This is a genomic window from Burkholderia sp. BKH01, from assembly GCF_025685725.1.
Taxonomy (GTDB): domain Bacteria; phylum Pseudomonadota; class Gammaproteobacteria; order Burkholderiales; family Burkholderiaceae; genus Burkholderia; species Burkholderia pyrrocinia_C.
In genome coordinates, this window is sequence record NZ_JAOTQT010000010.1 from 188,107 (window position 1) to 214,687 (window position 26,581).

Sequence of the window (26,581 nt, forward strand, 5' to 3'; positions counted from 1 at the left end):
GGGGCGTTCCGGCAAAACAACCGCCGGGCGCGGAAGCGCCCTCGGCCGTTCGGATAGTTACTCGCCCAGGCGATCTTCAGGCGTTCAGGTTCGGACGCGCCCCGCGCCACGAGCCGTCGTCGATGCGACGCACGTCGTGCGTGAGCGCGTACCGGTTGACGTCGCCCGTCAGCCACGCGACGAGCGAATACGGCGGCAATTCCCCTTCATCGACCCGATCGCGCGCGCGCGCCGGCGTCTCGAACACGACCTGCCCTCTCGGCGCATCGAACGGCACCGCATCGGGCGACAGGTTCAACGCGATCGTCAGCGTCTCGTCGTCGGCAAGGCGCCATGACGCAAGCAGCGCGTCGGCATCGCCGTCGCCGCCCGCCTTCAGCGCATGCGCGTCCTGCGGCCGGCAATCGGACAGCCGCGGCGCGATCAGCTTCGCGCGCACCGCGAGCGCCGACTGCACGAAATGCGCGCGATCGGCGTCGCGCGCGGTTTCGTCGAAGATCAGCGGGATCTGCGGCGTGAGCAGCGACAGCGCGAGCCCGGCCAGGCCGGCCTCCTGCCCTCGCTCGCCCTGACCGCAGTCGCGCCACGCGCCATCGGACAGCACCAGCGACGTCAACGACAGCCCGGTTTCGGCGGCCATGCCTTCTGCCGGCGCGGCCGGCTGAAACGCCGCGCCGGCCGCGGTCAGCGCGCGGGCGAGCGTATGGATCGACTGATGCGTGGAAATGCCTTCATGGCCCGATGTGTCGCGCCCCGTCAGCCGGTGCAGCGCGCGTTCGCCGCAACCGTTCCATTGCGCATCGAAATGGGTATCGGCGAGATGCGCCGGATGCCGCTCGCTGCCGAGCACGAGATGGATGAACCGGTCGGCCGGCACGGCCGCGCGCACGCGATCCGCGATCTCGCGCAGCCACGACACGTCGATCCGGTCGGCCTCGCGCAGGCGCAGCCCGTCGCAACGGTATTCGTCGATCCAGTACAGCGCGTTGTCGCAGAAGAAATCGCAGACGTCCGGATGATCGAGCGCCAGCGGCGGCGCCTGCAGCGGATCGTCGCGGGTATGGAAGAACGGCTCCGTGAAGTGGCGCAGCGCGTCGGTGCCGCTGCCGAAGCGCGCGTAGTCGAGTTCCAGCAGCACCGCGAGGCCGAAGCCGTGCGCGTCGTCGATCAGCGCCTTCAGCGCATCGGGGCCGCCTTCAACCGCAAGCGGCGCGAACGGCAGGCTGTCGTGCGGCGATGCGAGCAGTTCCAAAGCGGTCACGCCGAGGCGCGCGAGCTGCGGCAGGCGGCGACGCACGCCGGCGAAGCCGCCCACCGCGTGCGGGCGAATCGCGTAGAGCGCCATGTCTTCCCACGCGCGCCCGCGCCAGAACGTGTTGCGCCACGTGAACGCGCGCGGATCGACGACCTCGCTCGGGCCGTTGAGCCCTTCGGGTTGCGAGCGCGACGCGGGATCGGGAATCGACACGGCATCGTCGAGGCGATAGCGGTAACGCGCACCCGCGCCGCAATCGGCGAACACTTCGAACCAGTTCGGGCCGGCGGCCGTCATCGGGACGAGCGTCGGGCCGTAGCCGGTATCGAGCTCGAGCTGGACCTGCGTGCTGCCCGGCGCCCACACGCGAAAATGCGTGCGCGGTGTCGTGCCGAGCGCGCCGCAGGGCTGCGCGCCAAACGGCAAACAATGAATGTAGTGCTGCGCGTACGGATCGTGCGGACAATCGGACATCATGCGCTCCTCGTGCGTGCCGAGCGGCATGGCCGCGCCACTGGCGCGGCGCATCGGGGCCCGGCATGCGACGGCCAGGCGGGGGGAGAAGAACGAGTATGCGCCGGATTCGCCATCGCGATGCATCATGGTCAGACATTTTTAAATGCGAATCGACCCCCGGAAAATCGGCAGTCCGACGCTTGCCGAGTCGGGTAGTCGGCATACCGGAATGACCGCTCGCCTTGTTGCGTCGACCATGCACGCTTACGCTCTGCGCCATGCTCGCGGACACGTCGTCCGCGCCCGACCCGAGGAACCCGCCATGTCGCTTCCCGCCAGCGCCGCGAAATTCGATCCGGCACGCGCACACGAATACGCCGAGCAATCCCGCATCGCGCTCGCCGGCTACGATGCCTGCCACGAACTCGCCGCGTGCATGCTCGCGTCGGCGATCGGCGCGCCCGATGCGCGGATACTCGTCGCGGGCGCGGGCGGCACGGGGCAGGAGATCTGCGTGGCGGCCGCGCTCGAATCGGGCTGGCGGTTCACGGCCGTCGACCCGTCCGCGCCGATGCTCGCGCTCGCGCGCACGAACGTCGAAGCCGCGGGCTTCGGCGCGCGCACGGCGTTCGTCGAGGACAACGTCGATGCGCTGGCCGACGCACCCGCGTTCGACGGCGCAACGCTGATCGGCGTGCTGCATCACGTGCCGGGCGACGATGCGAAGGCGGCGCTGCTGCACGCGATCGCGCGACGCCTGAAGCCCGGCGCGCCGCTCGTGCTCGCCGGCAATCATCGCCGCTACGCGGACCACCCTCGCCTGCTCGATGCGTGGCAGCAGCGCTGGCGCATGAAGGGCGCCACGCCCGACGCCGTGCGCGCGCAACTCGCGAAGATCCTGCAGGGCGCCGATCCGCCCGCGTCCGAGGAAGCCATGTTCGACCTGCTGCGCGATGCGGGCTTCGATGCGCCGCTGCGCTTTTTCGCGAGCCTGTTCTGGGGTGCGTGGATCGCGGTGCGGCGCGCATAACGGCTCGAAGCGGCTCGAAACGGTGGGCGAGGCGATTCGCGTACACGCCACGCGCGCTGGGTATGATGTCGTTCCCGCCCCTTCCGGCCTCGACATGCTCACCGTCCATCACCTGAACAACTCGCGCTCGCAGCGCGTGCTCTGGCTGCTCGAAGAACTGGATGTGCCGTACGAGATCGTGCGCTACGAGCGCGATCCGAAAACGATGCTCGCGCCGCCCGCGCTGCGCGCGATCCATCCGCTCGGCAAGTCGCCCGTCGTCACCGACGACGGCCGCACGTTCGCCGAATCGGGCGCGATCATCGAATACCTGGTCGAACGCTACGGCAACGGGCGCCTCGCGCCGCCGCCCGGCACGCCCGAGCGGCACGACTACACGTACTGGCTCCACTACGCGGAAGGGTCGGCGATGCCGCCGCTGCTGCTCAAGCTCGTCGCGCTGCGGATCGCGCATGCGCCGATGCCGTTCTTCGCGCGACCGATCGCTCGCAAGATCGCCACGACGCTGCAGTCGGGTTTCGTCGATCCGCAGATCGCGCTGCATCTCGGCCATATCGACGGCGCGCTGAATCGCACCGGCTGGTTCGTCGGCGACGGCTTCAGCGCGGCCGACATCCAGATGAGCTTCCCGCTCGAAGCCGCGACCGCACGCGGCGGCGGCACCCAGTACCCCGCGATCGCGCGCTTTCTCGACACGATCCACGCGCGGCCCGCGTACCGGCGGGCACTGGAACGCGGCGGCCCGTACGACCTGCTCAAGTAACCGGCGTCAACTCAGCAACCCCGCCGCGACGTTGATCGACAGCCCGAGCACGGCCATGTTGAAGTAGAACGACAGGATCGACTGCGCGAGCACCGCGCGCCGCGCGGAGCGGTTCGCCAGCGACACGTCGGCCGTTTGCGACGCCACCGCGAGCGTGAACGCGAAATACAGGAAATCCCAGTAATCGGGTTCGGGGTGCTGGTCCGGGAAGCGCAGCGCGCGGTCGCTGCTCGGCGAACCGTAATAGAGCCGCGCGTAGTGCAGCGTGAAGATCGTCGGGATCAGGAACCACGCGCCGAACAGCGTCGCGCCGGTCACCGCGTAATGGCCGAGCCCCGCGCGAAACCCGACACCCTTGGCCGTCGCCAGCTCGATCGCGATCGCGGCCACGCTCGCGACCGTCGCGAGACACACGACCGTCAGCACCGTGGTCGCGCTCTCGTCCTCGCGGATCGCGATTTCACGCACCTTGTGATGGCGCGCGGTGACCATGCGCACCCACATCAGCGCGAGATACAGCCAGATCGCGCAATCCCAGCCGATCAGCGCACGCGCGGTCGGACGCAGCTGAAACGGCAGCAGCACCGCGCACAGCAAGCCCGCGACGAACGCCGCGACCATGCGCGGCCGGTTGCGTAATACCTGCGGATAAAACGTCATCGTGAAATTCCGAAAGCGGATGGAAAGGGTTCGAACAGCGCGTGGTGCGGCCCGCTGCGCCGCGCCGGCGGGTACCGCGCCCCGATTATCGCCATTCCATCGTGACGTGGCGATGGGCGCGAGCGCCTAAGATACTGGGATGACTGCCACCGCCTCCCTCTGCCGCCACCCGGCGAACACGGCCGGCCGCGACTTCGTCGTCGGCGACCTGCACGGCTGCGTGGACGTGCTGCGCGCGCTGCTGCACGACGTCCGCTTCGATCCGGCCCGCGACCGCCTGTTCTCGGTCGGCGATCTCGTCGACCGCGGCCCCGCCTCCGAAACCACGCTCGACCTGCTCGACCGCCCGTGGTGCCATGTCGTGCGCGGCAATCACGAGGAAGTGCTGAGCCTCGTGTCGCGCGGCAAGCTGTCGCCCGACGCGTGGCGCGGGATCGGCGGCGACTGGGGCGCCGACCTGCCGCCGGAGCGACTGCACGCGCATGCGGCCCGCGTCGACGCACTGCCGCTGGTGCGCGTGATCGGCGACGGCCCCGAGCGCTTCAACGTGCTGCACGCGGAATTCTTCGGCTCGGACGCCGAGCTCGACACCGGCAGCTATTCGCACGACGTGCGCGAACGGCTGATCTGGGGCCGCGATCTCGTCCAGGGGCTCGCCGATCCGGCGGTGCAGGCCGGACTGTCGCTGACCTGCACCGGGCACACGCCCGTGCGCGCGCCGCAGCGGATCGGCGCGCAGTGGTTCATCGACACCGGCGCGTTCGCGCCGTCCGGGCGGCTCACGCTCGCCGAGCCGCGCACCGGCAGCACGTGGTCGATGACGCAGGCCGAGGCGCGCGAACGCCACGCGGGCGACTGGCCGTTGCCTTAGTCCCCTCGCGCCTTCACACCGGCAACGGCCCGCGAGCGAACGCTAGCCGACCTGGTTCAGTTCGAACACCGCGTCGACAGCCGAGCCGTTCCAGTTGTATTCGAGGTAGGCCGCGTGATGGCAGTCGCGCAGCAGCGCGGTGCGGAATGCGGCCAGACACTCGCCGTGCGGGTCGCGCACCGACGGATAGACGATCCCCGCGCCGCCCGCGTTGCGCACCGCGCGGCCGAGCGCCTGCCCCGCGCTGTAATCGAGCGGATGCAGCAACGCGGGATCGCGCTGCGGCCACGTACGCACGTCGACCACGTCGCCCTGCGCGAACACCGTGTAGAGCCGCATCTGCTGGCGCATCGGCGGCTCCTTCGTCGCGGCCAGGAACAGCGCGCCGTGATAGCGCGTCTCGGCGATCGCGGTGTCGCGCGAGCGGGCGCAGTAGAACACGCCGTAGCTGCCGTCGGAAAAGCGGCTGCCCTGCGGATTCAGGTGCGTGAACGCGGCCATGATCGGCCCCCAGCCCAGCCCGTAGCGGCGCTCGGCGGGCGGCACGAGGTCGAGCGTGCCGACTTCGTTGCGGATGCGGTCGTTGGTCAGCGATTCGAGCGCGTACAGCGCGTCGAAATCGTCCGCCGACGCGACGCGGTCGAACAGGTTGATCGCAGGAAAACGGGTGGGGATCACACGATAGGCAGGAGCCCAGTCGACGGCGGTCGCAGGCCATTGTTTTGCTTCGATCGGCATCGTCATCGTCACGCCCAGCCACCTCGCATCGCGTCGAGATATTGCCGGACGGCAACCAGATCGCCGACGTTGCCGGCCAGCATCCGGTCGAGCGCGCGCTTGCCGCCGAACGGCGCCGCATCGTTGGGCCGCTTGACCCATGCGTCGGCCGCGGCCGGCTGCGGCAGCAGGATCTGCAGCGCCTTGTAGATGCCGAGCAGCAGCGATAGCCGCTCGAGCGTATCGCGCGGCAGCCGTGCCGATTCCGGCGCGGCCTTCCACTTGAAGAACGTCGAACGGCCGGGCGACCCGAGCAGCACGATCTGCTCGTCGATCGTCAGTTCCCAGTCGCGCGCGATGTTGAAAAACGCACGCAGGCCGGCCGCCGACATCTGCGCGAACGAAGCCTGCGGCGGGGCGGAATGCGAATCGTAGGCAGGCTGTGACATGATCGTTAGTCTCGAAATGAATTCACTAACAAGACTAGTCCATTTTCGTATTTTTGCAAGGGTCGACACCCGACGATCGGCCAGCGCTTCCGGCAAAAACGATATTTTTTGTCCATTCTGGACTCTTATTTTATTTTCTGCGTTAATGGCCATGCGGACACCGCGCGCAAACGCGGTTCGTGTCCGTGGAACCGTGTCGCACAGAACCGGAAGCACCCCGCCAAGGAACACACCATGAAGAGACTGATTGCCGCCGTATCGATCGCCCTGCTCGCGGTAGCCGCAGGCCCCGCCGTCGCGAAGGACTGGACCACGATCCGCTTCGGCACCGACGCCAGCTACGCGCCGTTCGAGTCGAAGGCGCCCGACGGCAAGCTCGTCGGCTTCGACATCGACCTCGGCAACGAGATCTGCGCGCGCCTGAAGGCGAAGTGCGTGTGGCTCGAGAACGATTTCGACGGAATGATTCCGGCGCTGAAGGCGAAGAAGTTCGACGCGGTGCTGTCGTCGATGTCGATCACGCCGCAGCGCGCGGAACAGATCGGCTTCACGACGAAGATCTACAACCAGCCGACGCGGCTCGTCGTGAAGAAGGGCTCGCCGCTGCTGCCGACGGCCGAATCGCTGAAGGGCAAGTCGATCGGCGTCGAGCAGGGCACGACGCAGGAAACCTATGCGAAGGCGTACTGGGGCAAGCAAGGCGCGAACGTCGTGTCGTACCAGAACCAGGACGGCGTGTATGCGGATCTGACCTCGGGTCGCCTCGATGCGGCGCTCCAGGATGAAGTGCAGGCCGCGATCGGGTTCCTGAAATCGCCGCGCGGCGCGAACTACCAGTTCGTCGGGCCCGAGCTCGTCGACGAAAAGGTGCTCGGCATCGGCGCCGGCATCGGGCTGCGCAAGGAAGACGCCGACCTGAAGGCGAAGATCGACCGCGCGATCGTCGACATGGTCAAGGACGGCACCTACAAACGGCTCGCGTCGAAATACTTCGACTTCGACATCTACGGCGGCTGAAACGGCGTCGCGCGCGTACGGGCGCTACTCCCGTCGCGCGCGTCCGACCGCCCCTCCCCTCACCACCGGGCGGCGACGGCATCGTGCCGTTCGCCGCCGCATCGAATTCATCCTCGGTCGCGCGCGCGGCGCAACGTGTCAAACCTGATTCGGATTGCAGATCGATTGCAATGGTTCGCGCGACCGATGGGCAACGCGACCGGATCTCGTGCGAATTCAGTAGGCGAAGATCGGGCGTCGCGATACCGGCGCCCGTACGCACATGCCCTTTCGAATCGGGTCTGCGTGCAGGAAAGTCCCGACCCGGCGCGGATGACCGGGAATCAGCCGGATCCGCCTCGCCCCGGGCGCGGAGAGATGGCCTGTCGATGCATGCCGGCCGGCTGCGAGAACGACGTTCGACCGGCGATGCTCCGAATCACTGCGATCGCGGCCTGCCGGCCGCGGCGTGTGGCGATCGATCATTTTTCTACCCCGTTTTCAGTCTGGTGCTTGTTCCGGCAACCGGACGATGCCGGCGCCCCGACGATCAGGCGACGACGTTCCATGCTCGCCGGAACGCGGCGGCTGCGCCGCGCTCCGCCGCCGCATCCCCGCGGACTGCGTCCTGGCCGGTACTGGCAGGGTTTGCTGCAGAACCGGCCGGACCTCGCGTCGTCGACTTTCGTACGTTCATATCCGCAAGGAGCGGGCCAGCTTCGCGCGCGCCCATCCGCACAAGGGGTTCGGCGCGCGGCATGAGGGCCGAAACGGGTGCGGAATGCCGGAAGTTGCGAATCTGAAACATGCGTCGCGCGGCACGCGCCGGCCGTGTAGCGACCGAGCCTTGCGGGATAAGGCTGAACAATGGGGCATGGAATTCTTTCCGACCGGCGCCGTTGCGATCGGCCGATTCCCAGCGGAAATTCGCCCGGTTGCCGACGCGAAACGTTTCATGCGCTTTACATGCCGTCGGCGGCATCGGGGCCGTCGGTCGCGCGCAGGCCCGGACGGCGATTGCGGGGCCGGCCGATCCGGCTGCCGATCGCACGGCCATATCACGAAACCGACACGGGGCACGCGTTGCGCGTGCCCGTCACGTTCGTGCTGCACCGGCTCCGGACCTATCGCTGAACCGGTTCACGCGCTTGACGCACAGCTCAGCCGACGCGCTCCCGCCCCGCGTCGCCGGGCGGCGTGCCGTCGTGCCCGCCGTTGTTGTCGTGATCGTTCAGCCCGTGCTCGATCATCATCCGGTAGAGCGTCACGCGCGAGATGCCGAGTTCGGCGGCAGCCTTGTTGATCCGGTGATCGTTGCGCAGCAGCGCATTCTCGATCGCGGTTCGCTCGGCGAGCGCCCTCGCCTGTTCGAGCGTCACGGGTTCGGTTTCGCCCGGCGTCTCGAGCCCGAGATCGTGCGGCGTCAGCAGCCGGCTCTCGGCCATCACGATCGCTCGCCGCACGCGGTTGATCAGCTCGCGCACATTGCCGGGCCACTCGTAGCGCCGCAACGCATCGAGCGCGGCCGACGTGAAACCGCTGATCTTGCGGCCGCTGTCTGCCTTGAACTTCTGCAGCACGTAATGCGCGAGGATGTCGATGTCCTTGCCGCGCGCGCGCAGCGGCGGCTCGTGGATGCGCAGCACGCACAGGCGGTGATACAGATCCGCGCGGAAGCGCCCGGCCTCGACCGCGCCGTCGAGATCCACGTGCGTCGCCGAGATGATCCGCACGTCGACCGCGATCGATTCCTGTCCGCCGAGCCGCTCGATCTTCCCTTCCTGCAGGAAGCGCAGCAGGCTCGCCTGGCTTTCGATCGGCATGTCGCCGATCTCGTCGAGAAACAGCGTGCCGCCGTTCGCCGATTCGATCCGGCCCGCGCGCCGCTGGTTCGCGCCCGTGAACGCGCCGCGCTCATAGCCGAACAGCTCCGACTGCAGCAGGTGATGCGGAATCGCACCGCAATTGATCGCGACGAACGGCCCCTTGCCGCGGCCGGAACGCTCGTGAATCGCGAGCGCCGTCAGTTCCTTGCCGGTGCCCGACTCGCCCGAGATGAACACGCTGGCGTCGGTCTTCGCAACCTTGCGGATCGTGCTGAACAAGTGCTGCATCGCCTCGCAGTTGCCGATCATCCCGTGTTCGCCGATCGACGCCGCATAGGCTGCGCCGTCGACGCGGTCGAGTGCGGCCATCCCGCGCGCGTGGCCGAGCACATGCGAAATCCATTCGTAGGGCAGCGGCAGCGTCACATAATCGAAACAGTAGCTGCGGATCAGTTCACGCACGGCGGGACCGATCGTGATACCGGCCTGCGCGATCGAAATCCAGCCGATCGCCGGCTGGCTCAGGCACGCTTTCAGCGCCGGATAGTCGCGCGAAGTGAACCCCGTGAAATCGACCAGCCCGGCGGCGACGTTTACGCCGGAAGTCATGTTCTGCGCGGCGCCGGCTGTCTTCGCGACCGCGATCTCCCAGCCGAGCCCGCGCAATTGCGCAAGCAGCGGCTCGTCGGGCGTACGCATGATCACGAACAGCTTGCGTCCGGCCTCGGGAGCGGTGACGGACACGTGCGTCATCTCGGGTGCCGCTTGCCCGTCTGCGTCGGGTGACCTTGCAACCATCGTTATTCCCCGCTTGGCGTTGGTATCGCGCGCCGGCTCGCCGCCGCGTACGACGGACCACGATTGAACCGACATATTGGCCGCATTTCCGTCCGAATAAAATCCCCCTGTGCATGAATCGTGCATGAGGTGGGTACTGTCATGAACGGTATATCGATGCGGCCGGCCTGCGGCTAGATGGGTGTTATCCCTGTAGCGTGCGCGGCGCGAACCCGGAACGGATGGGCGCGCCGCGCGCAAAGCCGCGCCGGTGCTGGCGCGCGGCGTTCGCGTACGATGCGGCGCACGGAGAATCGGGCCGTCGGCGGGTATGTGCGCGGCCGGTCGACCGGACAGCCGGACGCCCGCGCAGCCAGTTCCGGTTGATTTCGGTCAATCGTCAGAGGAAGCCGGATGATGCAGGAACGCAACATGCGCGGTGCGACGCCGCGCATGGCAGCGCGGCGGATTGTGTCAGCGGCCCGACGCGACCGGCGCCAGCGCATTCGCGCGGCCGCGGCCTGCCGGCGTACCGCCGTGTTCGCCGTAGGTGGCGACGAGCGCGTCGACTCGCGCGAGATGGTGATGGTTGTCGTGATCCCACGGATGGAAGCCCGGCCGGAAAAAGCTCAGCCATTCGCCCGCGATGCGCGGGAACAGCCCGCGGCGCGGCCCGTACAGGAACGCGATCGTCCGCAGCATCCCGCGCACGTGATGTCCGGCGCCGCGATCGCGCCACAGCAGCGTCGCGTGCATCAAGAACACGGCCGGCCAGAACGTCAGCGTCGTCAACAGGTACACACCGATGCGGATCAGGTAACGGCGCAGCCCCGGCTTCGTCACGGCATTCCACACGTCGAACGACACGGCCTTGTGCTCGGTTTCCTCGAGCGCATGCCATATCCACATCTGCCGGTAGCCGTCGACCGAGCCTTCGAGGCGCGTCGGGTCGTGCAGCAGCCACTCGGCGAGCATCGCCGTGTAGTGCTCCGCCGCAATCGTATGCGCAAGCTGCACCGAATGCGGCAGCTTGCGCTTCATGTAGCCGAGCACCGCCCACACGCGCTTGTCGAGCTTGCGCGCGGGCAAGCGGTTCGCCTGCATCCGTTCGTTGTATTCGACGTGCTCGCGCGTATGCATCGCTTCCTGGCCAATGAAGCCGAGCACCTGCTGCTTCAGTACCGGATCGTCGATCCGATCGCGGTAATTGCGCACCGAATCCATGAAGAAGCGCTCGCCGGCCGGGAACAGCAGCGACAGCGCGTTGAAGAAATGGGTCACATGCGACCCGAGGCCATGCCAGTCCTTCGCGCGTTCGACCGGCAGGTCGAAGCGCAGGTCGCGGCGCACCGGCATGATCCCGGCTGCGGTGGCGGAAGCGGCTGACTTCATGTTCATCGTTCTCCTGTTCCGGAACGGCCCGGCGCGCCGTCCGACACGGCCGGCGCAGGCTCCGGCGGCGCATCGCGCACCACCAAAATCTTGACATCGATAAATGTAAAGATAGGCCGCCCGCGCCAGCGCGTGCAAGCCGCGCGGTAGATGCGCGCTTCCAAACAGGGCACGGTCGGAAAGGCGGAAAAAACGACGTTCGAACCGCGCCCGGGCGGGCCGCGATTCGAACGCGCTCGCCGGCCGGCGAGCGGCGCGAGGCGGTCGGCGCTGCAACTCGCCATCTGCCCGAACGCCCCGCGCGACGGGCGTTTCGACGAATCCGGCGGCGGCGCGCGGCATATGGAATACCGCGCCGGTAGCACCGATTCATACGCGCGGCGCACTCGCACGGTGCAACCCCGGTCGCGCGGCCCGCGCAAAATTCAAACGCGCGTTCCATTCACGTTTGCGGCGATCGCGGGCGCACTGCCTCGCAGCCGTCCACGACACGCGGGCCGGCGGGTGAAAGCCACGTACGACGGCCCGCTGCGGGCTCGCCTACAATAGCGGTTTTACGCAACCCTCTTTCAGGAGTAGTCATGTCTGTCATCACGACCGAATCGGGCCTCAAATACGAAGACCTGACCGAAGGCACCGGCGCGGAAGCGCAAGCCGGCAAGACCGTCAGCGTCCACTACACGGGCTGGCTGACCGACGGTCAGAAATTCGATTCGAGCAAGGACCGCAACGACCCGTTCGCGTTCGTGCTCGGTGGCGGCATGGTCATCAAGGGCTGGGACGAAGGCGTGCAGGGCATGAAGGTCGGCGGCGTGCGTCGCCTGACGATCCCGCCGCAACTCGCCTACGGCCCGCGCGGCGCAGGCGGCGTGATTCCGCCGAACGCGACGCTCGTGTTCGAAGTCGAGCTGCTCGACGTCTGACGACGCCCCCGGCCGCTTCCTTCCGATGGAACGCATCGCCTCCCCCGCCATCGCGCTGCGCCGCTACGACACGTGCGAAGCGTCGGACGTGCACGACTTCCACCAGGTCGTGCTCGGCGTCGATGGCGCGATGGTGATGGCGGTGGACGGGATCGGCCGGCGCATCGACCGACACGCGGCCTGGCTGATTCCGGCCGGCGCGCGCCACGACTATTCGGGCCTCGGCGACAATCGCCAGCTCGTGATCGACCTGCCCGCGGCATCACTCGCGGTGCCGCAACGGCTGTTCGACCGCGCACGCGCGGTGTCGATCGACCCGGCCCTCACTTCGCTCGTCGCGCAGGTCGCGGCGGCGGCCGCGCAACTCGATGCGCCGGCCGGCGACGCACGGCAGGCCGCCGCGCACCGTTTCCAGTGGCAGGCCGCCGCGCGCCTTTGCGGCGCGCTCATCGACGATGCCGGCATCGCCGCACCCGCGTCGGGCCTCGATTTCGCGCGCATCGACCGCTGGCTGCGCGCGCGGCTCGCCGAGCCGCTGCGCATCGCCGATCTCGCCGCGCACTGCGGCTACGGGATGCGCCGCTTTCACCAACTGTTCGTCGACGCGTTCGGCGAAACGCCGCATCGCTACCTGCAACGGCTGCGGCTCGACGCGGCGATCGTGCTGCTCGCCGACGGCCGGTATCCGCTCGTCGATATCGCGGGCATGGTCGGCTTCGCGGATCAAAGCACGTTCACGCACGCATTCACGAAGCGCTTCGGCGTTGCGCCGGGACGCTGGCGCGGCGAGCGGCATTGAGCGAATCCGTCTCCGTGAGCACGCGTCGATCCACGTAGCGTCACGGTTCGGCAAACCGCGTGCGAGCCGGTCCGGCCGCAATCTTCATCGCCCCCGCGTCTTTCCCGCTCGCGGCCCGGCCGCAACGCATCGCGCGTATCGACGCTTCACGTCCCGCTGAAACGTCGCCCGCCCGCCGCGTCATACGATGGGCGCATGGATACGACCACGCCCTCCCCCGCCTTCCCGCCCGCGCTTGCACGCGTCGTCGCGACCGTCAGCACCGGTTTCGTCGTCACGCAGCTCGATGTGACGATCGTCAACATCGCGCTCGCGCATCTCGCCGGCGACCTGCGCCTGCCGGTCGCCGGCCTGCAGTGGGTCGTCGATGCGTACACGCTCGCGTTCGCGGTACTGATGCTGTCGGGCGGCGCACTCGGCGACCGCTTCGGCGCGCGCCGCCTGTATGTCGCGGGCCTCGCGCTGTTCGCGCTCGCGTCGCTCGCGTGCGGCGCCGCGAGTGCGCCCGCGATGCTGATCGCGGCCCGCGCGCTGCAGGGTGTCGGCGCCGCGGCGATGCTGCCCAATTCGCTCGCGCTGCTCAACGACGCATGCCGGCACGACCCGCACCTGCGCGCGCGGGCCGTCGGCTGGTGGACGGCGGCCGGCTCGATCTCGATCGCGGCCGGCCCGGTCGTCGGCGGCCTGCTGATCGCGGCGTGGGGCTGGCGCGGCATCTTCCTCGTGAACCTGCCGCTGTGCGCAGCAGGGCTCGCGGCCGCGTTCGCGTGGGTGCCCGCACGCCGCGAGACGGCCGCGCGCACCCGTTCCCTCCGCGCGCTCGACCTGCACGGCCAGCTCATCGCGATCGCGCTGCTGACCGCGTTGACCGGCGCGGTAATCGAATGGCGGCCGCTCGGCCTCGCGCATCCGGTCGTCGCCGGCGGGTTCGCGCTGGCGGCGCTTGCCGCGCTCGCGTTCGTCGCGGTCGAGTCGCGCACGGCCATGCCGATGCTGCCGCTGGCGCTGTTCCGCCATCGCACGTTCAGCGCAGCCGTGCTGTTCGGGATCTGCGTGAACCTCACGTACTACGGCACCGTGTTCGTGCTCGCTCTGTACCTGCAGCGTGCGCGCGGCGAATCGGCGTTGCAGGCGGGTCTCGCGTTCCTGCCGCTGACGGGCGGCTTCCTGCTGTCGAATCTCGCGAGCGGCCGGGTCGTCGCGCGTCACGGCCCGCGCGCGCCGATGCTGGCAGGCGCGCTCGTCGCCGCGCTCGGCTACGGGTCGTTGCATTTCGTCGATGGGTCGACGCCGCTGCCCGTGCTGCTCGTGCCGTTCCTGCTGATTCCGTCGGGAATGGGGTTCGCGGTGCCGGCGATGACGACGGCCGTGCTCGCATCGGTCGCGCCCGAGCGGGCCGGCATTGCGTCGGCCGTGCTGAATACCGCGCGGCAGGCCGGCGGTGCGATGGGCGTCGCCGCGTTCGGCGCGCTCGCGGGCGGCGGCAGTGCGTGGCAGGTGGTCGACGGGTTGCGGATCGACACGGCCGTGTCGGTCGCGCTGCTGGCCATCGCCGCGCTACTCGCGACGCTGGTCCGGCCCGATGCGCATCGCGACGCATCGCCAGCGCGTCAGGCGGTGCAGGCCGTCGACTGACCGGCCGCGCATGACGCTCACCGCCGCGTCGCGCCCGCTTCGTCGCCGACCTTCCTCACGAGCGTGTCGGCCGCCTTCACGGGCCGCCCGTCGTCGTGCCGCAGCGCGAGCTTGCGGATCGCGCGCCCCGTGTCGCGGTCGACCAGCACCGAATGCGGCTCGCCACGCGCGAACAGGTTCGCCTCGCCCCACTGCCGCAGCATCACGATGACCGGGAACAGCCCCTCGCCCTTTTTGGTCAGCGCGTATTCCTGATACGCGGTGCCGTCCGACGCCGGCACGACGTCGAACACGCCGGCGTCCACCAGCATCCTGAGCCGATCGGACAGGATGTTGCTCGCGACGCCGAGGCTCGCGCGAAAATCGCCGAAGCGGCGCACGCCGTCGAACGCATCGCGCACGATCAGCAACGCCCAGCGATCGCCGACGATATCGGTCGCCCGCGCCACCGGGCACGGCGAATCCGCAAGACTTTTCTGCCTGGCCATGTTCCTCTCCGCAGTCGTGCCGGCCGCCTTCACGGCAACGCCGGCCATCCGTGCGCGGGCCCATCGCCCGCCGCACAACAAGTTGCATTTTAAAACTACTTTTCCTACACTCACACCAGTTTCAAATTGCAACTACTTTGCGTGAGGAAACCGATGGCGCCTTCCTGTCATTCAAGCACCGTTGCGTCGAACGCAGCGAATGCACCGAACGCCGCGCATCCGGCCGGCGACGGCCGCCTGTCCGCGGTGCACGTCTCGCTGCTGGCCGTCTGCTGCGCGGCGAGCGTCGCGAACGTCTACTACGCGCAGCCGCTGCTCGATTCGATCGCGCGGGATTTCGGCGTGTCGCAAGCCGCGGTCGGCGGCGTCATCACCGCCACGCAGCTCGGCTGCGCGCTCGCGCTGCTGTTCGTCGTGCCGCTCGGCGATCTGCTGAACCGCAAACGCCTGATCGCCGTGCAGCTTCTGCTGCTGACGGCAGCCTGCATCGGCGTGGCGGCAGCGTCGACGCGCTTCGCGCTGCTGGCGGGGATGGTCTCGGTCGGGCTGCTCGGCACCGCGATGACACAAGGGCTGATCTCGTGCTCGGCCGCGCTCGCGGGCGCCGGCGAACGCGGGCGCGTGGTGGGCGCCGCGCAGGGCGGCGTCGTGATCGGGCTGCTGGCCGCGCGCTCGGTGGCCGGCGTCGTCACCGATGTCGCCGGCTGGCGCGCGGTCTATCTCGTCTCGGGTGCGCTCGCGATCGCGATGCTCGCCGTGCTGTCGCGGATGTTGCCCGACTCGAACGGACCGCGCGAGCGCATCGGTTACATGGCGCTGCTGCGATCGATGGTGTCGCTGCTGCGCGACGAACGCGTGCTGCGCGTGCGCGGCGCGATCGCGCTGCTGATGTTCGCGGCGTTCAGCATCTTCTGGAGCGCGCTCGTGCTGCCGCTGAGCGCACCGCCGCATTCGATGTCGCATACGCAGATCGGCGCGTTCGGCCTCGTCGGCGCACTGGGCGCGGCCGCCGCCACGCGCGCGGGCCGGCTTGCCGATCGCGGGTGCGGCGAAGCGACGACCGGCGCCGCGCTCGCGCTGCTCGCGTGCTCGTGGCTGCCGCTCGCGTTCGGCAATACGTCGATTGCGCTGCTGATCGTCGGCATCGTGCTGCTCGACGTCGGCGGACAGGCCGTCCATGTCGTCAACCAGAGCATGATTCTCGGCACGCGGCCCGATGCGCATGCACGGCTCGTCGGCTGCTACATGCTGTTCTACTCGGCCGGTAGCGGGCTCGGCGCGATTGCGTCGACGATGACGTATGCGCGCGCCGGATGGACGGGCGTCTGCGTGCTCGGCGCGGTCGTGAGCGTGGCCGCGCTCGGCGTGTGGGCCGCGACGCTCAGGCGCGCATGACGCGTGCCGGCGATGCGGATCGGGAGGGGAAAGCCGGCGCGCCCGTAGCGGGCGGCCGGCGCACGAACCGGCCGCGCATGCGCGCCGGTTCGACCTTCGGTTCGGCGCGCACGATGCGCGCCGCGGGCGCTCAGCCTGCCGCCTGGATCGCTTCTTCGTACACGCCGGCGACGCGCCGCGCGATCACCGCGTTGTCGAAATGATCGCGCGCATAGCGCTTGCACGCGGCCTCGTCGGGCAGCGCGATCGCACCCGACAGCGCGCCGCCGAGCCCTTCCGCGATCGCGTCCGCGCCGGTCGACGGCAGCACGAGATCGTTGGACAGCCCGGCCACCGCCTCCGGCAGCCCGCCGACCGGCGTGACCAGCACGGGCGTACCGGACGCGAGCGATTCGACCGTGATCAGCCCGAAGCCTTCGAGGGCGACCGTCGGCACGACGCTGACCGTCGCCGCGCGGTACAGCGCCGCGAGATGATGGTCGGGCACGAAGCCGAGCAGCTTCACGTTGTCCTGCAGCCCCGCCGCGTCGATGCGCTGCTGCAGTTCCTCGCCGATCTTGCCCTTGCCGGCGATCAGCAGCAGCACGTCCGGGTGACGATGCTTGACGAGGCCGATCGCATCGATCAGGTCCTCCAGCCCCATGCGCCGCACCAGCCGGCGCACGGCCAGCACGATCGGCCGGTCCTGCGGCAGTTGCAGCTTGTGCCGTGCCTCGGCGGGCGTGAGCGGCGTGTCGAACTGCGCGGTATCGACGCAGCCGGGAATCACGCGCACGCGCGACGGCTCGATTCCGTAGCGGTTCGTCAGGATCTGGCCGAACGCCTGCGACAGCACGATCAGCCGCGACGAGCGCGTATAGACGGCCTGTTCCAGATAGCGTTTCGCGCGCTGCCCGAGCGTCGCGGCACCCTCGACCTGGCTTTCGTCTGCCCACGGCCCCTGGAAATGCGACACCTGCGGAATCCCGCGCGTCACGTCGAGGCCCGGGAACGTGTACAGCGCGAAGTGCGACGAAATCACGTCCGGCCGCTCGCTGCGGATCTCCTCGCGCAGCGCGCGTCGCGCCGCGAGCATCCGGCGCGCGAGCGTCTGCGACGCGGGACCGAAGCCCTGGATCGCGCCGCCCGTGTCGTCGGCGACCTTCGGCGAGCCGGCGACGAGCCCGCGCACCTCGACGCCCGCGCCCGGCAGCGCGCCGACGAGCGAGTAATACATCCGGTCGAGGCCGCCCGCACGTTCGGGAAACCAGTGCATGCCGATCTGCAACGATTTGATCGGCCGGGAAGATTGAGACATCACGACTGCTCCTGCGTGACTGCATGCTCGACCCGCTCGAAAGCGGACGGCTGCGTGGGTTGGCCGATGCGCCGGTAGAGCGCGACGTACTGGGCACCCATGTGCGCCCAGCCGAAACGGGTCATCAGTTCGCGGGCCGCGTCGCCCATCGCGCGGCAGGTGTCGCGCGACGCCGCGAGCGAGCCGATCGCCTGCGCGAGCGCGGCCGGATCGTCCGGATCCTCCAGCACGATCCCGCATTCGCGCGTGATGATTTCCGCGCCGCCCGCGGTGCGCGCGGTCACGACCGGCAGGCCGGCCGCCATCGCCTCCAGCAGCGACAGGCTCATCGCTTCGTAGCGCGACGGGAATACGTACGCGTCGACCGAGCGCATCAGCGTCGGCATGTTTTTCACGAGGCCGAGGAAATGCACGCGCGAATCGATGCCGAGCGCGCGCGCTTCTTCCGGATACGGGCTGCCCGGCAGATAGCCGGCCACCGCCAGATGGACGTTCGCCGGCAGCTTCGTCAGCGCCTTCAGCACGGTGCCGAGGTTCTTGCGCGGCGTGCGCAGGTCGCCGACGAACAGCAGCAGGAACGCGTCGTCCGGCAGCTTGAACGCCGCACGGTCGGCCTGCGCGCCCGCGAACGCGCTGCCGTCGACGCCGTTGTAGATCACGCTGATCTTGCGGCTGTCGATACCGAGCGCGGCGATCTCGTCGGCCACCTTCTGCGACACGGCGGTGATCGCACGCGAACGCCGGTAGGCCCAGCGCTCGAGCGCGGTGTTCACGCGTGTATAGACATACTGGTAAGCCGACCACATCCCCTTCGTGAGCCCGAACGGATAGTACGGGCTCCTGAACCAGCCGCCGTGCACGAAGTGCGCGGTATTCACGTCGGCCTTGATCCACGAGATGAAGCCGTTCACGTGCAGCACGTCGTACTCGCCGCGATGCGCGCGCAGCCACCACGCGCTCTTCAGCGCGAACACCTGTTGCTTGACGAGATTGGACGGCCAGAAGCGCCCGACCTTCACGGGCACCCAGCGCACGCGCGGGTCGGCCAGCAGCTCGGGCGCGACGTGCGACGCGACCAGCGTGACTTCGTAGTTCTCGGCCAGCGCCGCGCGCGCGATTTCGTAATTGACGCGGCCCTGCCCGTCGTTATGTCGCACGACATGCGTGACGATCGCGATTCTCAAAGGTCGCCTCCCCGTGAACGCGCGGCGGCCAGCAGGCGCTGAGCCTTCTGCCAGTGCGCCGCGGAAAGTATCGAAAAAATGGCTGTAAACATCAGCAGGCCGCCCGTGCCGATCAGCGAGTTCGTGAACACGAGCATCGCGAACGTCGACAGGCACAGGCTCAGGCACGCGCCTACGAACTTGTCCTTGCGCAGCTTGAACGCCGCGCGCAGCGTGCGGCCGAACAGCATCACGACGCCGGCGAGATACAGCAGCGTGCCGGGCCAGCCGAGCACGAACGGCACGTTCATCACGCCGCTGTCGAAGCTGCCGTACTTGCCGAGCTCGCCGCTGTCGCTCGACAGCTTCGTCGATGCGCCGGTCGCGCCCATCCCTTCGCCGGCGACGTCGGTAAACGCCGTCTGAGCGAAGGTTGCGTAGAACTTGTTGCGGTCGTCGTAGCTGCGGTCGTCCTTCAGGTTCACGATCGACTGAAGACGCTGGCCGAGACGATCGGCCACCGGCCCGACGGTCAGGAGCGGCACGCATAACCCGACCAGCACGACGCCGCTGATGAGGATCCGCATCCGCACGCGGTTGTTCGACTGCGCGAGCTGGATCGCGAGCGCGATCACCCAGCCGCCCCACGTCGAACGCACGAGACACAGCGCGAACGACACGAAACCGGCCGCACCCGCGAACCAGCGGATCTTCTGCGGCGCCGCGAGCACGAACACCAGCGCGCCCATCATCGCGAACGCGAACGGCCCCGACGAGTTCATCGTGCTGAATACGCGCACGCCGTACGGCACCGGCTCGCCCTGCGAACCCATGTCCGAACCGATCATCCACAGCACGTCCCACTGCGGCATCACGAAGTACTGCACGACGCCGTACACGCCCATCACGAGCATGCCCCACATGAACGTGGACAGCAGCACGTCGCGGTACTCGGGATAGTCGCGCGCGTTGACCATGATGTGAAAGCCGATCAGCACCGGGTACACCCAGTTCGCGAGGTCGTAGGTCGCGGCCATCACGCCGCTCGACACGATCCCGACGAGATATGCGTATGCGAGCCCGAACAGCATCAGCAGCACCGGTATCCCGCGCCGCTGCGCGAGCACGCGGTAATGCCGGATCAGCCCGAAGCCGGCGATCATCGTCACCGCGAGCGGCGCGACCTGGATCAGGCTCGTCGGCGTGAACGCGCCCTTCGACCAGTCGGCGAGACGCCGCACTTCGGGGCTCAGGAACCACACCCACCACATGAAGCCGACATAACGCGCCGGGCTCTTGAAATACAGCCAGAGGCCGACCGCGATGGCCAGCACCGGAAACGCGAGCGTCAGCACCTTGCCCTGGTGAATGGCGATCAGCGCGGCGGTGAGCGACCACAGCCCGGCCTGCCCGATCCAGTGCTTCGGTTCGGCGAACCAGCTGCGGTTGCGCGACGGTGCGCGTTCGGCGGCAATCGTACTCATCGATCCGCTCTCACCGCGACGACGGACGCGAATCCGCGAGCGGCATCGCCAGGCCCGCGGCCGCCGGCGTACGGCGCCGGCGCAGCATGTCGCGCGTGATCCGCACGTGCTGCTCGGCGAACGCCTGCGTGGTCAGGTCGCGCTCGCACAGGCACGCGGCGGCGGCCCGCGCGCAGCCGAGCGCCGCGACCGGATCGGCGACGAAGCGGTCGGCGGCCTGGCGCATCGCCTGCGCGTCGAACGCCGGCACATAGGCGGCCGTATCGTGCGGGAAGTAGTCGCTGAGCCCGCCGACGTCGGACACGATCATCGGCTTGCCGACGGCTGCCGCCTCGAGCATCACCGTGATGCCCGACGCGTGGAAGTTCGGCCGCAGCGGCACGACGATCACGTCGGCCCACGCGTACAGCTCGTGCTGCTTCGCGAGCCCCGACGCCGAGCCGATCTTCACGTTCGGCGCATGCCACTCGCGCGGCACGCGGCGGCGCGTCGCAAGCCGCACGTCGTAGCGCTCGTCGCCGCCGAACGCGGCAAGGAAGGTGCGCCAGTCGCGGTCGCGGTCGTTGCCGATCGCCGCGATCCGCAGCGGCCGGTTCGGTTGCCACTGCTGCGGCTCGGTCAGCGGGAAATCCTGCGTGTTCAGCCCGTAATAGACGAACTCCGCATCGCGCCCGAGATAGCGGCGGCACAGGTCGGCGTTGTCGCGGGCGAGCGTGGTCAGCGCGTCGGCGCGCGCGAGCAGCTTGCGGTACAGCCAGCGGCGCGCGCCGCCGAAGCTGCCCCACTTGTCGAACAGCCACACGCTTTGCGCGAGCAGCAGCGGGCGCTTGCCCTGCGCGCCGGCGAGCTTCAGGATCAGCGAAGCAGCGAGGTGCTCCTGCTCGGTGTGCGTCCAGATCACGTCGGTGTTCAGCAGCGCGGCGCGGTTGCGCCACGCATGCACGACGTCGAAGCCGAGCGCCGCCTTCAGCGCGCGGCGCGCGAGGCTGGCGACACGGCTCTCGCCACGGTCCTGCGAATAGGTCAACCGGAATTCGTCGGATTCGGCATGGTGATAGCCGTACAGGCAGCCGATGTTCTCGCCTTTCCGGTAGGTACGGGGATCGGCGCCGTAAAACAAATGGACGTGAACGTTCGTTGCAGCTTTCGTTGCAGTCATGTCAGCCTCCGCCGGGCCGCCCCAAGGAGGCTGACCGCCCCCTCGGGAGGCAGCGCACAAAGCGCGCGTGGGAGTTGTTTCATTTCGAGCCCTCCGGGGATGGCCGCGCGCGATGCGCGCAGCCCGTTCAAGACGTCACCGGCGGCATCGCCGCACGGTGGGGGGCAAGGTTCGCGCGGCGAGCGTCGCGCGCGCCGCGGCGCACCGCGCGCCAGTGCTCGCGGATCCGGCTGCGCTGCGCCGTATGCACCGACAGCAGCACGTGCGCGAAACCGGGATAGACGCGCGTACCGACCAGCGTCCACCACCACCACGCGATCTCGCGCCGGACCGGCGGCAGATGCTCGCGCAGGATCAGATGCAGGTTGTACGCGCCGTTGCTGATCGCATTCAGCGAAGCGGCATCGCGCCGGTCGTCGTCGAAGCGCTCGGCCGGGAAATGATCGACCGCGATCGCCGGGTCGTAGACGAGCTTCCAGCCGTCGCGCTGCACGCGCATGCTGAACGCCATGTCGTTGTGCACCTGCGCACCCGCGCCGCGCAGCCGCGTGTCGAAACGCAGCCGTTCGATCGCGGTGCGGCGGTAGCTCATGTTCGCGCCTTTCAGCATGTCGACTTCGCGCAGGCCGCCGACGCCGAGGTGATGATTGCCGACGATCTTGCCGGACAGCGTGAGTTGGCCGACGAGTTCGCGCGATTCGTCGAGCACGCGGCCTTTCTCGTGCACCCAGTCGCGCCCGCCCACCGCGCCCACGCGCGGATCGGCCTGGAATGCCGACTCGACGCGTGCCAGCCAGTCGGGGTGCGGCGCCGCATCGTCGTCGGTGATCGCGACGACGTCGCCGTTCGCCGAGTCGAGCCCCTTGTTCAGCGCGGCGACCTGCCCCGGCACGTCGACCGGCACGATGCGCAGCGGCAGCGCGCCGCCGACCGCCGGATCGGCGAGCCGCTCGTGCGTGGCGTCGTCCTCCGGGCGCGCGACGACGATCACCTCGTCGGGCAGCCGCTGCTGGCGCTGCAGCGCCAGCAGGCAGCGCGCGAGGTCGGCCGGGCGCCGGTAGGTCGGAACGAGCACGGAAATTTTCATCGATGGTTCTCCAGTCGGCCGGGCTCGCGCGCTGCGCGCCGGCCCGGTTTCGCGCACTGCACTCAGGCGCTCAGGTATTCGTGCACGGCCGCATAGCCGCGGCCGTAGCCGCGCGCCTTCGGCGGCACGCCGTTGAAGATCCCGCCTTCCAGATCGACGCCCGCGGTGCGCAGGCGCTTGATCGCGTCGGCGATCTCGCCTTCGGTGTGCATGCCCGAGCGCAGCACGAGGAACGTCGAGCCGGCCATGCGGCCGATGATGGTCGCGTCGGTCACCGCCAGCACCGGCGGCGAATCGATCAGCACGACGTCGTAGCGCTTGCTGAGCCCTTCGAGGTATTGCGGCAGGCGCGTCGACATCAGCAGTTCCGACGGGTTCGGCGGACGCGTGCCGGCCGCGATGAACGACAGGCCCTGCACCGGCGTTTCGCGCACGGCATCCTCGAGCGGCGACTGGTCGCTCAGCAGCTCGGACAGGCCCGGCTGCGCGGTAAGGCCGAAGTAGCGGTCGAGCAGGCCGCGACGCATGTCGGCGTCGATCAGCAGCACGCGCTTGCCCGAATGCGCGAGCAGCACCGCGAGGTTGACCGCCAGGAAACTCTTGCCGATGCCGGGCGTCGGGCCCGTCAGCACGATCACGCGGTTCTTCGCATCCATCATCGCGAACTGCATCGCGGTGCGCAGGCTGCGCAGGCTCTCGACGCTGAGATCCTTCGGACGCAGGCTCGCGAGGATCGGCCGCGCGCGGCTGCCGCTCTTCTCGGCCGCGGCGTCGAGCTTCACCTGCTCGGCGCTTTGCGGCACCAGCCCGTACAGCGGCAGGTTGAACGTGCGCTCGACGCGGTCGGGATCCTCGATACCCTGGAACATGTTGCGGCGCAGGAACACGACACCCGTGCCGAGGATCAGGCCCAGGAACACGGCGGCCGACAGGATCAGCACCTTCTTCGGCTTGACCGGATCGCCCGGGCGCAGCGCCGAATCGACGAGGTGGATGTTGCCGCCCGTGCCGGCCTTCTGCACCGACAGCTCCTGCACGCGGTTCAGCAGCAGCACGTAGATGTCCTCGGCGACCTTCGCGTCGCGCTGGAGCTGGACGGCCTTCACTTCGGTCGCCGGCAGGCTGCGGAAGCGGTTCGCGTACTTGTCCTTCTCGCCCTCCAGCTCGGCGAGCTGCTGCTTCGCGGCGATCACCATCGGGTGCGAATCGGTGAAGCGCTGCGCGAGCGATGCAAGCTGCAGGCGCTGCGCGGCGATCTGCTGCTCGTACTGCACGCTGCCCTCGAGGTAGACCTTCGCCTCGTCGCTCGCGTTGATCGACCCCGACGTGCGCTGGTATTGAGTCAGCGCGGCTTCCGCGTGTTCGAGGTCGGCCTTCAGGCGCGGTTCCTCACCCTTCAGGAAGTCGAGCATCTTGGTCGCTTCGGCCTGCTTCGCAACGACGTGCTGGTTCAGGTACGACTGCGCGAGCGCGTTCGCGATCGCGGCGGTCTGGTCCGGATCCTTGCCTTCGAGCGAGATCTGCACGACGCCCGTCTGCTTGCCCTGCTCGCTCACCTGGATCCCGGTCTGGAAGCCGGAGATCGCGTCGAGATCGTTGTAGCGGGTCACCGTGAACTGCGTGCCGGGGCGCGCGACGAGCTTCTTCACGAGCAGCGTCACGCCGCCGCCCTGCGCCGATTCGCCGACCTGGCCCGCCAGCAGCCGGGTGCCGTTCTGGTCGACGATCGAATAGGTGTCGTTCGGGCCGGCCGTCAGCGTCAGCTTCTTGCCTTCGAGCGCGGGCACGACGCTGATCGAATCGATGTCGGCGATTTCACCGCCCCATGCGTACGACTTCAGGCCGAGCCACGGCCGTGCCGGCTCGCCCGGCGTCGCGACGCGCGCGGCGAAGCTGCCGATCACGGGCAGCGTCTTCGGCACGACCGAGAAGTTCAGCTTGAACTGCTCGACCACCGGCGCAACGACGCCGCGGCTCTTGATGATCTCGATTTCCGCGTCGGTCGGCGCCTGCTGCGGGCCGCTGTTGATCGACGCGCCCGTCTGCGTCTGCGTGAGTGCCTGCGACGTGTTGTCGCTGCCCTCGACCCGCACGTGCACGTCGGCCTGGTAGACCGGCTTCGCGATGTAGCAGTAGAGGCCGGCGAGCGCGATGACCGTCACCGCGATGCCGAGCAGCAGCCAGATGTCGTCCATGATCACCTGGAGCAACTGGCCGAGGACGACATCCTCTTCCTCGGTTTTCACGGACAGATCCGCGTAGGAGTGTTTCGCTTGCGTGTTCACCATTCGTTCCCGCTTGAGTGGTGCCGGGGCGGAGGCGCCGCCCCGGCGGGCTATCAGCGTGTGATTTGCCGCATGAAGAAGATCGTCTGGATCGTCGGCAGCACTTGCTGCAGCACCCGGTTGAACTGCACCGAGCTGGCCGTGCTGACGTAGACCACATCGAGCGGCTGAAGCGGGAAGCGGCTCGACAGCATCAGCGCATCGGGTTGCGTCATGTCGAGGCGGAACACTTCAGGCTTCGTCGGGTTGTCGCGCATCCCGCGCATCACGTAGATCTTGCGCGGGTTCGCATCGGTGTCGAGGATGCCGCCGCCGGCCGTCAGCGCATCGGCGATGGTCAGCCTGCCCTTGAGCATCGGCACCGTGACCGGCGTCTTGACCTCGCCCATGATGAACACGCGGCTGTCGCTGCGGTCCGGCACGTTGACGATGTCGCCCTGCTGCAGCATCACGTTCTGCTTCACGTCGCCGCGATCGAGCACGCCGTTCGCGTCGAGCGTGTAGAGCTTGCCGTCGCGCGTCAGGCGCACGCGCTGCAGGTCGGCCTCGTTGGTCGAGCCGCCCGAGCGCGAGATCGCGTCGACCAGCGTCAGCGGCACGTCGCTCATGGCGAGCGGGCCCGGCGTCTTCACCTCGCCCGTCACCTGCACCTTCTGGCTGCGGTACGACAGCACGCGCACGTCGAGCTGCGGATTCTTCACGTAGCGCGCGAGGCGCGTGGCCAGCTCGTCGCGGGTCTGCGCGATCGTCTTGCCCGCCACGTGGATGCGGCCGACGAACGGGAAGAAGATCGTGCCGTCGGCGGCCACCGTCTGGCCGTATGGATCGGCCTGGCCCGGCAGCGACGACGAATAGGGCTGCTGCAGCGCGCCCGCGATCGTCTGCGTCGTATTGCCGCCGCTCGAGAACGACTGGCCCTGCGGCGTCGTCAGCTCCGGGTGGTCCCAGACCGTGACGCCGAGGATGTCCTGCGGGCCGACGCGGTACACGTACTGCGACGAATCGGTATAACGCGCAGGCGGCAGCGGGTGATCGACCTGCTGCTTCTGCAACTGGTCCATCACCACTTTGGCGTCGATGTAATGAACCGGATAGGTCTCGGCCGCTTGCTGGCGGCCGTCGTCCTTCAGGTTCGACGAGTCGAGGTAGTTGCCGGGCGCGGTTGCACAGGCTGACAGGAAAGTCGTCAGCGCGACGGCAAGCGCCACCGGGCGCATCGGGCGTTTCAGCATAGTTTCTGTAGCCATCCTTGAACCAGACGTTCGATCTGCGAGTAGCTCTCGCGGTATTCGGCCTCGGGGCCGCCGTGCGGATCGGCAATCTCGGCCCCTTCCCACTTGCCGAGCAGGTGGACCTTGCCGCGCGCGAACGGATCGACCGATTCGACGGCCGCGATCTGTCCGCGCTCGCTGACGAGAATCAGGTCGGCGTCGCGCACGATCCGGCGCGACAGCCGCCGCGAGCGGTGGGTCGTCGCATCGACGCCGCGCTCGGCAAGCAACCGTCGCATCACCGGATCGATGCCATCGCCGTCGTTCGCATGCACGCCGGCCGAGTGGAACGTCGCGCGCGGGCCGCCGCGCGACGCGGTGTGCGACTTGAACAGCATTTCCGCCGCCGGGCTGCGGCAGACGTTCGCGTGGCAGACGATCAGGATGTTCCGGAACATGGCGT

The 26,581-nt window shown here is 68.7% G+C and carries 23 protein-coding genes; 8 read left to right on the top strand and 15 right to left on the bottom strand.

Going from position 1 to position 26,581, the window contains the following annotated elements; all coding sequences use genetic code 11:
* Nucleotides 1-76: 76 nt before the first annotated feature.
* Nucleotides 77-1,729, bottom strand: a complete 1,653-nt coding sequence (locus OEJ37_RS17540) for a DUF3459 domain-containing protein (protein ID WP_174418464.1) — start codon at nucleotides 1,727-1,729, stop codon at nucleotides 77-79.
* Nucleotides 1,730-2,033: 304 nt separating this feature from the next.
* On the opposite strand from OEJ37_RS17540, the gene OEJ37_RS17545 reads away from it, so the two are divergent.
* Together OEJ37_RS17545 and OEJ37_RS17550 are read left to right on the top strand one after the other, a co-directional pair.
* Nucleotides 2,034-2,741, top strand: coding sequence for a class I SAM-dependent methyltransferase (locus tag OEJ37_RS17545; RefSeq protein WP_174418425.1), 708 nt, complete (start codon nucleotides 2,034-2,036; stop codon nucleotides 2,739-2,741).
* Nucleotides 2,742-2,835: 94 nt separating this feature from the next.
* A complete protein-coding gene (locus OEJ37_RS17550) occupies nucleotides 2,836-3,504 on the top strand; it encodes a glutathione S-transferase (protein ID WP_174418426.1) in 669 nt (222 codons plus the stop codon).
* A 6-nt stretch (nucleotides 3,505-3,510) separates the two neighbouring features.
* Here OEJ37_RS17550 and OEJ37_RS17555 read toward each other — a convergent pair whose 3' ends face one another.
* Nucleotides 3,511-4,164, bottom strand: coding sequence for a DUF1345 domain-containing protein (locus OEJ37_RS17555; RefSeq protein WP_174418427.1), 654 nt, complete (start codon nucleotides 4,162-4,164; stop codon nucleotides 3,511-3,513).
* 139 nt (nucleotides 4,165-4,303) lie between these two features.
* On the opposite strand from OEJ37_RS17555, the gene OEJ37_RS17560 reads away from it, so the two are divergent.
* On the top strand, nucleotides 4,304-5,035 hold the full coding sequence (locus tag OEJ37_RS17560) for a metallophosphoesterase (RefSeq protein WP_174418428.1): 732 nt from the start codon (nucleotides 4,304-4,306) through the stop codon (nucleotides 5,033-5,035).
* A gap of 42 nt (nucleotides 5,036-5,077) precedes the next feature.
* Here the strand turns inward: OEJ37_RS17560 and OEJ37_RS17565 are convergent, their stop codons facing one another.
* Together OEJ37_RS17565 and OEJ37_RS17570 are read right to left on the bottom strand one after the other, a co-directional pair.
* Nucleotides 5,078-5,773 carry an RES family NAD+ phosphorylase gene (locus OEJ37_RS17565; RefSeq protein ID WP_411859267.1) on the bottom strand — a complete coding sequence of 232 codons (696 nt, stop codon included), beginning with the start codon at nucleotides 5,771-5,773 and terminating at the stop codon, nucleotides 5,078-5,080.
* Between the two features lie 8 nt (nucleotides 5,774-5,781).
* Entirely contained in the window at nucleotides 5,782-6,201 is a 420-nt protein-coding gene (locus tag OEJ37_RS17570; protein WP_034185167.1) for an MbcA/ParS/Xre antitoxin family protein, read from the bottom strand.
* Nucleotides 6,202-6,435: 234 nt separating this feature from the next.
* Here OEJ37_RS17570 and OEJ37_RS17575 point away from each other — a divergent pair, with 234 nt between their 5' ends.
* Nucleotides 6,436-7,218, top strand: a complete 783-nt coding sequence (locus OEJ37_RS17575; protein ID WP_174418429.1) for an ABC transporter substrate-binding protein — start codon at nucleotides 6,436-6,438, stop codon at nucleotides 7,216-7,218.
* A gap of 1,139 nt (nucleotides 7,219-8,357) precedes the next feature.
* Here the strand turns inward: OEJ37_RS17575 and OEJ37_RS17580 are convergent.
* Together OEJ37_RS17580 and OEJ37_RS17585 are read right to left on the bottom strand one after the other, a co-directional pair.
* Entirely contained in the window at nucleotides 8,358-9,821 is a 1,464-nt protein-coding gene (locus tag OEJ37_RS17580) for a sigma-54 dependent transcriptional regulator (protein WP_174418430.1), read from the bottom strand.
* Nucleotides 9,822-10,274: 453 nt separating this feature from the next.
* Nucleotides 10,275-11,192 (bottom strand): metal-dependent hydrolase, encoded by a 918-nt coding sequence (locus OEJ37_RS17585; protein ID WP_263344988.1) that lies wholly within the window; start codon nucleotides 11,190-11,192, stop codon nucleotides 10,275-10,277.
* Between the two features lie 581 nt (nucleotides 11,193-11,773).
* Here OEJ37_RS17585 and OEJ37_RS17590 point away from each other — a divergent pair.
* From OEJ37_RS17590 to OEJ37_RS17600, 3 genes are all read left to right on the top strand, one after another.
* Nucleotides 11,774-12,115, top strand: a complete 342-nt coding sequence (locus OEJ37_RS17590; protein ID WP_152855675.1) for an FKBP-type peptidyl-prolyl cis-trans isomerase — start codon at nucleotides 11,774-11,776, stop codon at nucleotides 12,113-12,115.
* A 25-nt stretch (nucleotides 12,116-12,140) separates the two neighbouring features.
* Nucleotides 12,141-12,914 (top strand): helix-turn-helix transcriptional regulator, encoded by a 774-nt coding sequence (locus tag OEJ37_RS17595; protein WP_174418432.1) that lies wholly within the window; start codon nucleotides 12,141-12,143, stop codon nucleotides 12,912-12,914.
* A 195-nt stretch (nucleotides 12,915-13,109) separates the two neighbouring features.
* Entirely contained in the window at nucleotides 13,110-14,549 is a 1,440-nt protein-coding gene (locus tag OEJ37_RS17600; RefSeq protein WP_263344990.1) for an MFS transporter, read from the top strand.
* 17 nt (nucleotides 14,550-14,566) lie between these two features.
* Here the strand turns inward: OEJ37_RS17600 and OEJ37_RS17605 are convergent, their stop codons facing one another.
* On the bottom strand, nucleotides 14,567-15,037 hold the full coding sequence (locus tag OEJ37_RS17605) for a winged helix-turn-helix transcriptional regulator (RefSeq protein ID WP_174418434.1): 471 nt from the start codon (nucleotides 15,035-15,037) through the stop codon (nucleotides 14,567-14,569).
* Between the two features lie 153 nt (nucleotides 15,038-15,190).
* On the opposite strand from OEJ37_RS17605, the gene OEJ37_RS17610 reads away from it, so the two are divergent.
* Entirely contained in the window at nucleotides 15,191-16,432 is a 1,242-nt protein-coding gene (locus tag OEJ37_RS17610; RefSeq protein ID WP_263344991.1) for an MFS transporter, read from the top strand.
* A gap of 130 nt (nucleotides 16,433-16,562) precedes the next feature.
* On the opposite strand, the gene OEJ37_RS17615 is transcribed toward OEJ37_RS17610, so the two are convergent.
* The 8 genes from OEJ37_RS17615 to OEJ37_RS17650 all read right to left on the bottom strand — a co-directional run bounded on the left by OEJ37_RS17615 (nucleotide 16,563) and on the right by OEJ37_RS17650 (nucleotide 26,576).
* Nucleotides 16,563-17,729, bottom strand: coding sequence for a glycosyltransferase family 4 protein (locus OEJ37_RS17615; protein ID WP_072439360.1), 1,167 nt, complete (start codon nucleotides 17,727-17,729; stop codon nucleotides 16,563-16,565).
* Nucleotides 17,729-18,913 carry a glycosyltransferase family 4 protein gene (locus OEJ37_RS17620; protein ID WP_111019813.1) on the bottom strand — a complete coding sequence of 395 codons (1,185 nt, stop codon included), beginning with the start codon at nucleotides 18,911-18,913 and terminating at the stop codon, nucleotides 17,729-17,731. Before OEJ37_RS17620 ends, OEJ37_RS17615 begins: the two co-directional genes overlap by 1 nt.
* Entirely contained in the window at nucleotides 18,910-20,376 is a 1,467-nt protein-coding gene (locus OEJ37_RS17625; protein WP_175917656.1) for an O-antigen ligase family protein, read from the bottom strand. Before OEJ37_RS17625 ends, OEJ37_RS17620 begins: the two co-directional genes overlap by 4 nt.
* A gap of 10 nt (nucleotides 20,377-20,386) precedes the next feature.
* The gene (locus tag OEJ37_RS17630; RefSeq protein WP_263344993.1) at nucleotides 20,387-21,535 is read right to left on the bottom strand and encodes a glycosyltransferase family 4 protein; all 1,149 of its coding nucleotides are present in this window, start codon (nucleotides 21,533-21,535) and stop codon (nucleotides 20,387-20,389) included.
* Between the two features lie 127 nt (nucleotides 21,536-21,662).
* Nucleotides 21,663-22,622, bottom strand: a complete 960-nt coding sequence (locus tag OEJ37_RS17635; RefSeq protein WP_174418438.1) for a glycosyltransferase family 2 protein — start codon at nucleotides 22,620-22,622, stop codon at nucleotides 21,663-21,665.
* A gap of 62 nt (nucleotides 22,623-22,684) precedes the next feature.
* Nucleotides 22,685-24,910: a polysaccharide biosynthesis tyrosine autokinase gene (locus OEJ37_RS17640; RefSeq protein WP_175943293.1), complete on the bottom strand. Its 2,226-nt coding sequence runs from the start codon at nucleotides 24,908-24,910 to the stop codon at nucleotides 22,685-22,687.
* A gap of 50 nt (nucleotides 24,911-24,960) precedes the next feature.
* Nucleotides 24,961-26,139 (bottom strand): polysaccharide biosynthesis/export family protein, encoded by a 1,179-nt coding sequence (locus OEJ37_RS17645; RefSeq protein WP_263345001.1) that lies wholly within the window; start codon nucleotides 26,137-26,139, stop codon nucleotides 24,961-24,963.
* Complete coding sequence (locus OEJ37_RS17650; RefSeq protein ID WP_174418440.1) at nucleotides 26,133-26,576, bottom strand: low molecular weight protein-tyrosine-phosphatase; 444 nt, start codon at nucleotides 26,574-26,576, stop codon at nucleotides 26,133-26,135. Before OEJ37_RS17650 ends, OEJ37_RS17645 begins: the two co-directional genes overlap by 7 nt.
* Between the last annotated feature and the right edge of the window lie 5 nt (nucleotides 26,577-26,581).